General features: G+C 64.6%; 11 protein-coding genes. 3 read left to right on the top strand and 8 right to left on the bottom strand.

All coding sequences use genetic code 11. From position 1 onward, the window contains the following. Positions 1-868 (top strand): MFS transporter (locus JV551A3_RS12540; RefSeq protein ID WP_133978739.1); only part of this gene is annotated, 868 nt, incomplete at its 5' end. Positions 869-1,199: 331 nt separating this feature from the next. Here JV551A3_RS12540 and JV551A3_RS12535 read toward each other — a convergent pair. From JV551A3_RS12535 to JV551A3_RS12515, 5 genes are all read right to left on the bottom strand, one after another. Continuing rightward, positions 1,200-2,612 (bottom strand): DOPA decarboxylase, encoded by a 1,413-nt coding sequence (locus tag JV551A3_RS12535; RefSeq protein WP_133971524.1) that lies wholly within the window; start codon positions 2,610-2,612, stop codon positions 1,200-1,202. 201 nt (positions 2,613-2,813) lie between these two features. Beyond that, positions 2,814-3,758 carry a LysR family transcriptional regulator gene (locus JV551A3_RS12530; RefSeq protein WP_133971522.1) on the bottom strand — a complete coding sequence of 315 codons (945 nt, stop codon included), beginning with the start codon at positions 3,756-3,758 and terminating at the stop codon, positions 2,814-2,816. Between the two features lie 138 nt (positions 3,759-3,896). Continuing rightward, entirely contained in the window at positions 3,897-4,607 is a 711-nt protein-coding gene (locus tag JV551A3_RS12525) for a YebC/PmpR family DNA-binding transcriptional regulator (protein WP_013972055.1), read from the bottom strand. A 225-nt stretch (positions 4,608-4,832) separates the two neighbouring features. Then, positions 4,833-6,224: an FAD-dependent oxidoreductase gene (locus JV551A3_RS12520; protein WP_112252239.1), complete on the bottom strand. Its 1,392-nt coding sequence runs from the start codon at positions 6,222-6,224 to the stop codon at positions 4,833-4,835. 15 nt (positions 6,225-6,239) lie between these two features. Beyond that, complete coding sequence (locus JV551A3_RS12515; RefSeq protein WP_112252240.1) at positions 6,240-7,556, bottom strand: MFS transporter; 1,317 nt, start codon at positions 7,554-7,556, stop codon at positions 6,240-6,242. Positions 7,557-7,799: 243 nt separating this feature from the next. On the opposite strand from JV551A3_RS12515, the gene JV551A3_RS12510 reads away from it, so the two are divergent. Further along, complete coding sequence (locus JV551A3_RS12510) at positions 7,800-8,669, top strand: LysR substrate-binding domain-containing protein (protein WP_013972053.1); 870 nt, start codon at positions 7,800-7,802, stop codon at positions 8,667-8,669. Positions 8,670-8,824: 155 nt separating this feature from the next. After that, positions 8,825-9,196: a DUF2784 domain-containing protein gene (locus JV551A3_RS12505; RefSeq protein WP_133971520.1), complete on the top strand. Its 372-nt coding sequence runs from the start codon at positions 8,825-8,827 to the stop codon at positions 9,194-9,196. Here JV551A3_RS12505 and tam read toward each other — a convergent pair. The 3 genes from tam to JV551A3_RS12490 form a co-directional block, all read right to left on the bottom strand. Beyond that, positions 9,186-9,962, bottom strand: coding sequence for a trans-aconitate 2-methyltransferase (gene tam, locus JV551A3_RS12500; protein WP_133971518.1), 777 nt, complete (start codon positions 9,960-9,962; stop codon positions 9,186-9,188). The genes JV551A3_RS12505 and tam overlap by 11 nt on opposite strands. A 259-nt stretch (positions 9,963-10,221) precedes the next feature. Then, positions 10,222-11,631, bottom strand: a complete 1,410-nt coding sequence (locus JV551A3_RS12495; RefSeq protein WP_133971517.1) for an amino acid permease — start codon at positions 11,629-11,631, stop codon at positions 10,222-10,224. Then, a complete protein-coding gene (locus tag JV551A3_RS12490) occupies positions 11,631-11,906 on the bottom strand; it encodes a hypothetical protein (RefSeq protein ID WP_133971515.1) in 276 nt (91 codons plus the stop codon). The genes JV551A3_RS12495 and JV551A3_RS12490 overlap by 1 nt, the downstream gene beginning before the upstream one ends. Between the last annotated feature and the right edge of the window lie 28 nt (positions 11,907-11,934).

The raw sequence follows: 11,934 nt of genomic DNA, 5'->3' as shown, positions 1-11,934 counted from the left end.
CCTGCCTCTGGCCTACTTCATGCCCAGCGAAGCCTTCAACGACTGGGGCTGGCGCATTCCGTTCCTGATGAGTGCCATCGTGCTGATCGCCGGTTTCATCATCCGGAAGGAAGTGCACGAAACCCCGGCATTCGTGAAGGAAGAGAAGCAGGACAAAGTCGCCAGGTCGCCGATCAGCGAGGCCTTCCGCCACAGCTGGAAGCACATGGTGCTGGTGATGTTCATGGCCTTGATGAACGTGATTCCGGTGGTGGCCACCATCTTCGGCGCGGCCTATGCAGTGCAACCGGCCTATGGCATCGGCTTCGACAAGAGCGTGTACCTGTGGATTCCGGTAGTCGGCAACATCGTCGCGGTGCTGGTGATCCCGTTTGTCGGCAACCTGTCCGACAAGATCGGCCGTCGCCCGACCATGATCGCCGGCTGCCTGGGCTCGGGCCTGCTGGCCTTCGTCTATCTGTACGCGATCAGCATCCAGAACGTACCGCTGGCGTTCGCCTCGTCGATCGTGATGTGGGGCATGGTGTACCAGGGTTACAACGCGGTGTTCCCAAGCTTCTACCCAGAGCTGTTCCAAACCCGTTATCGCGTTTCCGCCATGGCCATCGCACAGAACATCGGCACCATGCTGACCGCCATGCTGCCGGCACTGTTCGCCCTGGTTGCCCCGCCAGGCTCGGACAACATCCCGCTGGTGGTCGGTGGCCTGGCGTTCTTCATCACCTGCGTGTGCGCCCTGGCAGCGTACATTGCCCCGGAAACCCATCGCCTGGCGATGGAAGACCTGGGTAACCCGAATGCCAAGCCGATGGACAAGACCGCGTATGAGGCTAGCCGTAAAGGGAGCTTTCAGGCGGTGAGCCACTGATCGATTCAGGGGGCTGCTCTGCAGCCCTATCGCCGGCAAGCCGGGGCACACCTCGACCACACCGGCCTCAAGCCATGTGCAAATACCTGTAGGAGCGGCCTTGTGTCGCGATGGGGCGCGCAGCGGCCCCAGGTTTCAGCTTCGCAGCAAAGACTGTCGGGGCCGCTGCGCGGCCCATCGCGACACAAGGCCGCTCCTACAAGGACCAGTGCTGGCTTGAAGAAATATACAAGTCAGTTGCTCCCCCAGGAGCCGCACAGGCTTCAGGCGTTGTGCGTTCCTGTGGGAGCTGGCTTGCCGGCGATAGGGCCGCAAAGCGGCGCCGGCAGTTTCAGCCCTTGACCACTTCCTGCAGGCGCGCCCAGAGCTGTTCGACATGCCCTCGCTCGGTCGGCAATGCGCCAATCGACACCCGCACCATCCACCGCCCATCCAGCGTCGCCGGCGTCACATAGGCATCCCCCGACGCATTCAGCCGCTCGGCCCAGCCCTTGGTATGCGCATCCAGCGCCTCCCCTTCCAGCCCCGCCGGCCGATGGCGAATGCACAGCGTCTGCAACTGCACCGGCGCCAGCACTTCCCACTGCGCCGCCGCCCCGATTTGCCCGGCAAGCCACTGGGCATTTTCCAGGTCACGCCGCAGCCGTGCCTGCAATGCCTCGACGCCCTCGCTGCGCAGCATGAACCACAGCTTCAACGCGCGGAACCGGCGGCCTAGCGGGATACCCCAGTCACGCAGGTTCTTCACCTCGCCATCCACCGCCGACTGCAGGTAGCTGGGGTTGGTGCTCATCACCCGGATCAGGTGCTGCGGGTCGCGCACGTAGTAGATCGAACAATCGAAGGCCACGCCCAGCCACTTGTGCGCGTTGACCACCAGCGAATCGGCCAGCTCGATGCCGTCCCACATCCAGCGGCATTCCGGCAGGATCATCGCCGAGCCGGCCATGGCCGAGTCCACATGCAGCCACAGGCCATGGGCCTGGGCGATCTCGCCGATCGGCCGCAGCGGGTCGAGGGCCGTGGTCGCGGTGGTGCCGGTGGTCGCGACCACGGCGCAGGGCTGGTTGCCGGCGGCCAGGTCCTGCTCGATCGCCGCCTGCAGTGCTTCCGGGCGCAGGGCGTAGCGTTCGTCGGTCGGGATCAGGCGGATATTGTCGCGGCCAAAACCGGCCAGCAATGCGGCTTTGTCCACCGAGCTGTGGGCGTGCGCGCTGACATAGACGATCAGCGGCCTGGCCTGGGCTTGCAGGCCGCCGCGTACCAGTGCGTAGTCGCTGGCGCGTTCCCGCGCGCAGATCAGCGCCACCAGGGTGCTGGTGGATGCGGTGTCCTGGATCACCCCGCTCCATTGGCCAGACAGGCCGAGCAGCTGACGCAGCCAGTCGAGGGTGGTTTCTTCCAGCTCGCTCAGGGCCGGGCTGGACTGCCACGAAAGGCCCAGCACGCCCAGGCCGGTGCTGAGGAAATCACCGAGGACCGACGAGAGGGTGCCGTTGGAAGGGAAGTAACCGTAGAAGTCCGGGTGCTGCCAATGGGACAGGCCGGGCATGACCAGCTGGTTGACGTCGTCGAGGATCGCTGCGAAAGGCTCGCCTTGCCGGGGGGCTTGAGCGGGCAGCGCAGCCTTGAGATAGCCGGGTTCGACTTGCGCCATGACCGGGCGCTCGCCCACGGTCTGGCGGTAGTCGGCGATCAGGTCGATCAGTTGGTGGCCGTACTGGCGGAATTGTTCGGGGGTCACGCGCGGGCTCCTGTGGGTTGTTAGCCGCCTGTGCCGGCCTCTTCGCGGGTGAACCCGCTCCCACAGGACCGCCACAGTTTCTGAAAGCTGTGGGGTACCTGTGGGAGCGGGTTCACCCGCGAAGAGGCCAGTACAGGCAACACAATGCCCCCAGTCTAGGCACCTATCCGCAGGCGAATAACCCCGCTTCGCGCATAGCTGCTATGGCAAACCCGCATGCCCGCCCTGCACGCCGAACTGCGACTGGCGCCACAACTCGAACACCCGGTTGCGCAGCCAGCGGTGTTCGGCCGAAGCCTGCAGGCGCTGGTGCCACACCACCCAGTAGCGCTGGCTGTGGTCGATGAAGCCCAGCGGCCGCCAGGCCAGGTCCTGCAGACGGCATAGCTGCCGGGCGATGTGCTCGGGCACGGTGGCCAGCGCCTGGCTGTTGGCGATCACCTGCACGGTGGCCGAGAAGAACGGCACTTCCAGGCTGACCCGCCGTTGCAGGCCTTGGGCGCGCAAGTGGCGGTCGATGAAGCTGTCCTTGTCGCCACCACCGGAAATTCGCACATGCTTGTGCGCCAGGTAGTCAGCCTGGCTGAGTGCGCCGTGGGCAGCCAGCGGGTGGTCGTGACGCATCAGGCACACTGCGCGGTCCTCGCCCAACAGCCGACCGTGCAGGTTGGGTGGCGACTCGTCGAACAAGGTGGTGGCCAGGTCGATCTCGCCACTGGCCAGCAAGGCGTACTGGCCGGCCTGCCAGGTGCGGTACTCCAGCGATACGCCCGGTGCTTCGCGCTCCAGCGCCGCCACCAGCAGCGGTAGCATGTGCTCGGCCACATAGTCTGAAGCAGCCAGGCAGAAACGCCGCTCGCAACGCGCCGGGTCGAATACCGCGGGCTGGCGCAGGGCTTGCAGCTCTTCGAGAACCTGGCGCAGGGGTTCGACCAGGGCTTCGGCGTGCTCGCTGAGCACATAACCACGGCCCTGGCGAACCAGCAACGGGTCGTCGAAGGCTTCGCGCAGGTGGGCCAGCTGGCGGCTGAGGGCGGACTGGCTGACGCCCAGGCGCTCGGCGGCATGGCTGAGGTTCTTCAGCTGCAGCAGGTGGTCGAGGGTGCGCAGGTGGGCGAGGCTGAGGGAGGCGAAAGCGGGGTTCATCAGGGTTCGGCTCCAGACTGCTGGCGAGGGCTTTGCCCTCGTTTCGCGACACAAGGCCGCTCCTACATGGGTCATGCGTTCCCCTGTAGGAGCGGCCTTGTGTCGCGATGGGCCGCAAAGCCGCCCCAAATGCACAGATCAGTCAGTCAGACCAACATAAACGTTCTGCACATCATCGTTCTCGTCGATGGCCTCGAGGAACGCTTCAACCTCAGCCAGCGCTTCGGCACTCAGGCTGGCCGCGCTCACCGGGTTCTTCGGGGTGTAGCCGATCTTCGCCGAAGTCACGGTGAAGCCATGCTCCGGCAGGGCCTTCTGCACCGCGTCCAGGTCGGTGGTGTCGGTGATGAACAGGGTCGAACCCTCTTCGTCGCCTTCCTCGAAGTCCTGGGCACCGGCTTCGATGGCTGCCATTTCCGGGTCAGCGTCACCGTTGGGGGTGGCTTCGATCAGGCCGACATGGTTGAAGTCCCAGGCCACCGAACCGCTGGCACCCAGCTGGCCCTTGCGGAACAGCACGCGAATTTGCGCGACGGTGCGGTTGACGTTGTCGGTCAGGCACTCGACGATCAGCGGTACCTGGTGTGGGGCGAAGCCTTCGTAGCTTACCGCCGAGTACTGCACGGCATCGCCGTCCAGGCCCGCGCCCTTGCGGATTGCGCGCTCCAGGGTCTCGCGGGTCATCGAAGCCTTCTTGGCCTGCTCGATGGCCAGGCGCAGGCGTGGGTTCATGTCCGGGTCGGCGCCGGACTTGGCGGCGATCTGGATCTCTTTGGACAGCTTGCCCATGATCTTGCCTTTGGCGTTGGCCGCGGCTTCTTTATGTTTGGCTTTCCACTGTGCGCCCATGTCGACTCTCTTGTTTCAGCGGCCGGTTCAGGAAGCGACCGGCCAAAAGTGGGTGCAGTTTATACGCCCTCCGGCCTGTGTTCGACAAGAAATCGCTGGGGCCGCTTCGCGCCCCAATCGCGACACAAGGCCGCTCCCACAGAAAAACGCGCCAATCTGGCGTTGCGCGTCCCCCTGTGGGAGCGGCCTTGTGTCGCGATTGGGGTGCGAAGCGCCCCCAAAATATCAACCTTTATCGGCTTTGCCCGCCGCCGCCGCAAACCGCGCCAACCGCACATCCAGCCTCCGTGGCCGCAGCCCACGGTCCTCGGCCCGCTCCTTGCGGCGGATGGCATTGCGCACCATAAGCGAGCCCAGGTAGCGGATCGGCTCGGGCGGGAACAGCCCCAGCGGCCCCTTGACCAGCGGCGAACGGGTCCATGGGTTGTCCAGCCCCAGTGCCAGCGACGACAGAATCTGCCCGCCCATGTGGCACGGCCCGACGCCGCTACCGGAATAACCAAAGCCATAGAACACGTTGCCCTGCCCGTCCAGCCGGCCAAAGAACGGCAAACCGGTCACCGAGCGGTCGGACGGCCCGTTCCAGCTGGCCGCCAGCGGCACCTCGGCCAGCGCCGGGAAAAACCCACCCAGGCTTTCACGCAGCAATGGCCGATACGGAGATGGCTGATCGAACACCGGCAACATGCGCCCGCCATAGGCGAAGGTATTACCGCCCTTGCCAAGCATCAGCCGACCATCGGAGGTGTTGTGGTAGTAATGCACGAAAATCCGCGAATCGAGCACGCTGATGCCGCTGTCCAGGCCGATCTGGTGCAGCAGTTCGGGGCAAGGTTCGGTAATCACCATGTCGCTGGAAACAATCGCCACGCTGCGCTCGAACTGCGGGAAAGCCCGCGCCATCCAGGCATTCAGGCCCAATACCACGCGGTCGGCACGTACCGTGCCTTGGGCCGTGCGCACCTGCACCGGGGTGCCGTGCTCCAGGCCGGTCATGGCGGTGCCTTCATGGATGCGCACGCCACGCTGCAAGGCCACCCGGCGCAGGCCGCGCACCAGCTTGCCCGGTTGCACTGTGGCCGCGGCCGGCGAGAACCAGCCTTCCAGGTGCCGCGCCGAGCCAGCCAGGCGCTGCACCTGTTCCAGCGGCAGGCGGCTGAACGAATTGATCCCCTTGCGCTCCAGTGCGGCCACCACTGCATCGGTGGCTCCGACCTGGGCGGCATTGGTGGCGGTGTACAGCGTGCCGTCCAGGCGGTAGTCGCAGTCGATGCCATTGGCCGCGCAGAACGTGCCGATTTCACCGATGCTGCGCTCCGACTCACGCACCAGGCGTACCGCTTCGGCCACCCCGAACAGCCGCTCGAGGGTGAAGTACTTGGCCGACCAGGACAGCGCACAGCCACCATTGCGGCCACTGGCACCGGCGCCGCAGATATCGGCCTCGATCAGCACGATATCCAGGGCCGGCACCGCTTCCTTGAGCATCAGTGCGGTCCACAGGCCGGTATAGCCGCCACCGACGATGCACACATCGCAACGGGCATCGCCTTGCAGCGGCGGGCACACCGCCTCTTGCGCCGAATCCAGGGCCTGTTGCAGCCAGAAGGGTCTCATTCGCTCGCTTTCCTTTCAGGTACGCAGTGGCTTGATTGCCATGCTGGTATTCGGTGCCACGTCATTGCTTTGCGCAGCGCTGGCCGGGCGGCTGTTCCAGTGCGGCAGCAGTACCAGCGCCGAGAACAGCGCGCAGCCGGCAAACACGATGAACACCGTGACGCCATCGAAGTACCCCGGCAGCAGCCCGCCCAACACCGCCCCCACCGAGCCGCAGCCGTTGACGAAGCCAGCCGCGGTGGCGCCGGCCTTGGCGGTGCCGAAGTCGATGGCCGCGGCGCCACTGATCATCGAGTCCGGCCCGTACAGGGTCAGGCCCATGACGAACAGCAGGGCCACCACCAGGATCACGCTGCCGGTGTGCATGGCCGCCATGAAGGCCGCCAGGGCCATGGTCAGCAGCACCAGGCTGATGACGCAGGCCGGCATGCGTCGGGCGCCGAACAGCTTGTCGGAGGCCAGGCCGATGATGATCGGGCCGAGCAACCCGGCCAGTTCGAAGGCTGTCGGGATGATCGCTGCACCCACCTTGCCCACCGAAGGCATCTGCTCGAAGACGATCACCGGCCCCCACAGCAGGATGGCGTAGCGCGCCGGTTTCAACAGGAAGTACGCCAGGCCCAGGGTCAGCACCGTGCGGTTGCGCATGATCTCCTTCAGCGGCGCCCACACGCTGCACAGGTTGCCGGCCGGGGCCATGCTCTGCGGCTCGGGCTCCACGGCTGGCAGGCCGACGTCTTCAGGCTTGTTGCGCTGCAGGAAGAAGAACAGCACGGCCACCAGCGCCACCACCGCGGCACTGGAGAAGAATGCCGCGTGCCAGGTACCGACCAGGGTATAGGCCCACCAGCCGGCGAACGGCGAAGCCACCAGGCCGCCGAAGGCATAGCAGGAGCTCCAAAGGCCCAGCACCCGCCCTCGCTGCGACGCCGGGAAAAAGCTACCAATGTTCTTGCACAACCCGGCCCAGCCGGTGGATTGCGCCAGCCCCTGCACCAGCATGCAGGTGGCAAAGATCGGGAAGGTGGCGTAACTGCCCATCACCACCGCCGCCGCCGCAGAAATCAGCAGACCGCCGAGTACCACCACGCGTGGTCCAAAGCGGTCGGCAAGCATGCCCCAGGTGAACTGGCCTACGGCGTAGGCTGCCAGGTAGATGGCATCGAGGTTGGCCATGGCGGCCTTGTCGAGCATGAAGTTGGGGTCTTCACCGATGCCCAGCTTGGCCACCGAGAAGGCCTTGCGGGTGAAGTAGAAGGCGGCGTAGGCCAGCCAGGTAATGGCGAAAATCTGGATACGCCAGCGTTTGAACGCGGCTAGGGATTGGTTCATTTAAGTCTGACCTCTTGCTCAAGTGTGCCGGCAGAATGTGAAGAAACGCCTGTCTTGTTCTTGTGTTACGCACAGCGATGACGAGGCTGTCATCGGGTCAGATGGCGCCGTGTGGGTGCCATGGCCCTGGCGGCACTTGTGGTGCCAGCGTCGGGCTGACATGCATGGAAACAGTTGCGCTAAGATAAATAAAATCGATTTATCGTATTTCACACATAAGCCCAGCTTGTTACTGAGGTCGTCATGTCGGTTTCCCACGCACAACTCAAGGCGTTCCATGCCGTAGCGGTTCACGGCAGTTTTACCCGCGCCGCGGAAAAACTGTTTCTTACCCAGCCCGCGGTGTCGGACCAGGTGCGCAAACTGGAGGAGCGCTTCGGCGTCTTGCTGTTCCACCGCAACAAACGCTCGGTGCAGCTCACCGACCTCGGCGAGCGTCTGCTGGGCATCAGCCAGCGCCTGTTCGCCTGCGAGGCCGAGGCCCATGAACTGCTGCAGGATTCGCGTGCGCTGCACACCGGCAGCCTGGTGCTGGCGGTGGACGCGCCGGTGCACGTACTGCCGCAGATCGCCCGCTTCTGCCAGCGCTACCCGGGCATCCAGGTAAAGATCGAGACTGGCAACACCGACGAGTCGCTGGCCCGGCTGTTCAGCTACCAGGCCGACCTGGCCCTGCTGGGGCGGGATGTGGACGATGAGCGGCTGCATTGCCTGCCGCTGCGGCGCGACCCGATGGTGGCGTTTGTTTCCCACCAGCACCCGTGGGCCAGCCGCGGCGCGATCAGCCTGGCGGACCTGGACGATACGCCGTTGGTGCTGCGCGAGCCCGGGTCGGTGACGCGGCAGACGCTGGAAGAAGAAATGCAACGGGCCGGGCTGCGGATTCGCCCGGCGATCCAGGTGGAAGGCCGCGAAGCGGCGCGCGAAGCGGTGGTGGTGGGGATTGGCGTGGGGGTGGTGTCGGCGGCGGAGTTTGGTGCGGATGCGCGGGTGTGCGCGTTGCCGATCGTCGACTGCCAGCGGCACCTGACCGAGACACTGGTGTGCCTGAGTGAACAGCGAACGCGGCGGGTGGTGGCGACCTTCCTGCAGATGGTGGAGGAAGGGTTGTAGGCCTGTGCCGGCCTCTTCGCGGGCACGCCCGCTCCCACAGGATCACCACAGGTTTGAGTGCTGCGCAGTACCTGTGGGAGCGGGCAAGCCCGCGAAGAGGCCGGCACAAGCAACCAGCTATGCTGGGATAACCTCAATCCTCAAGCCAACCTCCCATGCTCTACCGCCTGGCCGCCGACACCCTGGTGCTGCTGCACCTGGCCTTCATCCTGCTGGTGCTGTTCGGCGGCCTGCTGGTGCTGCGCTGGCGCCCTGCCCTGCTGCTGCACCTGCCAGCCCTGGCCTGGGGCCTGGCGGTGGAGTGCCTGCACCTGGGTTGCCCGCTGACCACCTGGGAAAACCGCATGCGCAGCGCGGCCGGTGACGCGGGCTACCAGGGTGGCTTCGTCGAGCACTACATCTGGCCGTTGATCTACCCCGCCGGGCTGACCCCGCACCTCCAGCTGCTGCTAGGCACTTTCGTGCTGCTGCTCAACCTCGGCATCTACAGTTACGTGGCCTGGCGTTGGCGCCGACCTAGCGGGTAGCGACCACGAACAAGCGCGGGAACGGCAACAGCACCTTGCCGTCGCTGGCCGGCGGATAGTCGCGCTGCATGGCTTGCAGGTACATCTGCAGGAAGTCGGCCTGCTCCCGTTCATCGAGCCTGGCCAGATACGGCCTCAGCGCCGAACCCTTGAACCATTCCACCACCGCCTCAGCACCGCCCATCAGCGGGTGGTGATAGGTGGTGCGCCAAACATCCACGCGCGCGCACAGCGGGCTGAGCAGGTCGTAGTAGAACGCTGCGTTGTGCCGCGGCGGCAGCTGGAAATCGGCAAACTTCGTTGCCCAAGGGCCTTGGCTGGCGATCTCGCGCAATTGACGGTGGGCCGGCTCGTCGAGGTTGTCGGGAGTCTGCACGGCCAGGCTGGCACCCTCGCTCAGCTGGCGCACCAGGTGCGGGTACAGCGAGGCGTGGTCGGGTACCCATTGCAGCGAGGCGTTGGCCAGGATCAGGTCCTGCGGTTCGGGGGCGGACCAGCCGGCAATGTCACCGATGACCATGCGCACGCGGGGGATGCAAAGCCGTTTGCGCTCGCGGGCCTTGTCGATCATGTCCGGGTCGCTGTCCAGGGCCGTCACCTGGGCATCCGGGTAACGTTGCAGCAGCACCTCGGTGGAATTGCCAGGGCCACAGCCCAGGTCGGTGGCGTGGCGGACCGGGCGTGGCGGCACAGCGGCGAGCAGGTCGCGCACGGCGCGGGTGCGCTCGTCTTCGAACAGGGAATATTGGGTGGCGGACCAGGCCATGTGAAGCTCCTCTGGGCGGGCAATGTGTTCAGCATATTGCCATCTGCACTGTTCTGATAGGTCTGACGCGGTCCTTGTGGGAGCGGCCTTGTGTCGCGAAAGGGCCGCAAGGCGGCCCCATGGTTCTCCAGTGTTGCAGACATCCTGGGGCTGCTTTGCAGCCCTTTCGCGACACAAGGCCGCTCCCACAAAACCTGGCCAACAACGCGAAACGGCCGGGTCCCCGAGGGAGCCGGCCGTTTCAAGAAGCGAGTGACGCTTAGTGCTGCTTGCCAGAACGGATCTGGTGCACCACACCCATCGCCACCACGATTGCCGCGGCGATACCGGTGGAGATCACCAGGATCTGGTAGTCAGGCATGAAGGCCATGGTCACCAGGGCGACCACGATGAACGCGATCACCAGGTAGGTCAGCCATGGGAACAGCCACATCTTCAGGCGTACTTCCTTGCCTTCGGCAATCAGCTTGCGGCGCATGCGCAGCTGCGAGAAGGCAATCACCAGGTACACCAGCAGAGCGATCATGCCGGTGGTGTTCATCAGGGTTTCCAGCACGTCTTTCGGGCGCAGGGTCTCGCTGAAGTTGATCAGCGCACACACCACGGCCACCGCGCACGAACCCATGATCGCGTATACCGGTACACCGGTGCCGGCGCGGGTGATCTTGAAGAACGACGGCGCGTCGCCACGCTGGGCCAGGGAGAACAGCATGCGCGAAGCAGTGTAGTGGCCCGAGATCAGGCAGCTGCTCACCGAGGTCAGCACCACGAAGTTCATCAGCAGCTCGGCATACGGCACGCCCAGCAGCTCCAGGGTGCGGCGGTAGGCGCCATAACCGGAAACGCCCAGGTGCGGGTCATTCCACGGCACCAGGCAGACGATCAGGAAGATCGAACCCACGTAGAACAGGCACACACGCCAGACCACCGAGTTGGTCGCCTTGACGATCTGCGCGGCCGGGTCCTTGGCTTCGGAAGCTGCGATGGTGACGATCTCCGCGCCGAGGAAGGCAAACATGACCCCGAGCAAGGCACCGATCACGGTGGTGATGCCGTTGGGCATGAACCCTTCTGCGGTGAGGTGACTGATGCCACGCACTTCACCGAACTGCCAGATATTCAGCACGGCAGCGGTACACACGATCAGGAAGCAGACGATCGCGATCACCTTGATCAAGGCAAACCAGAACTCGAATTCACCGTAGTGCTTGACGTTGAAGAAGTTGACGGTGATCAGCAGAAGGGTCGTGGCCAGTACGAACACGTTGACGCTGACGTCGGGGAAGAAACCATGCAGGATCTTGCCCGCCACATAAGCTTCCCAGGCCATGAGGATCACCCAGTACCACCAGTACAGCCAGCCGATGGTGAAACCGGCCCAACGGCCGATGGCGCGATCGGCATAGGTGGAGAACGAACCGGTGTCTGGCGAGGAAGTCGCCATTTCACCCAGCATGCGCATGATCAGTACCACCAGGATGCCGCCTGCCAGGTAGGCCAGCACAGCAGCTGGGCCGGCGCTGTGAATCACGCTGCCGGAACCGACGAACAAGGCGCCGCCGATAACCCCGGCGATCGACATCATCGTCAGGTGGCGCGACTTGAGCGAGGCACTGAGTTTGCTCTCGTGCCCGCTTTTCGCGGTGGTGGTTGTGGATGTTGCGTCCATCAGTTGTGTACCCCGTGCTTCTTTTTATCCAAGGAAAACTGTGAAACCCCGATGGCTGGCGGTTTCACGTACATCAGTGCTAATGCGCGCAGGATGGTGTGAGCGAACACACGCAGGCCTTCCATGGCGGCCTGCTGACGCGCCCCAGGGCAGGCGCCTGGAGCGAACTGAACATGCTTTAGGTGGCGATATCTGACACCTAATGTAAAAATGTCCGACGCAGAGAGCCATGCACAGTGGCATGAATCTCGCACTGCACTGTACAGGTCGCCCATGCAATACACCTTGCAAACGCCGGGCGAT

This window comes from Pseudomonas inefficax, from assembly GCF_900277125.1.
Taxonomy (GTDB): domain Bacteria; phylum Pseudomonadota; class Gammaproteobacteria; order Pseudomonadales; family Pseudomonadaceae; genus Aquipseudomonas; species Aquipseudomonas inefficax.
Note: the sequence above shows the minus strand (reverse complement) of the source record. Positions and strands in the feature narration are given on the sequence as shown.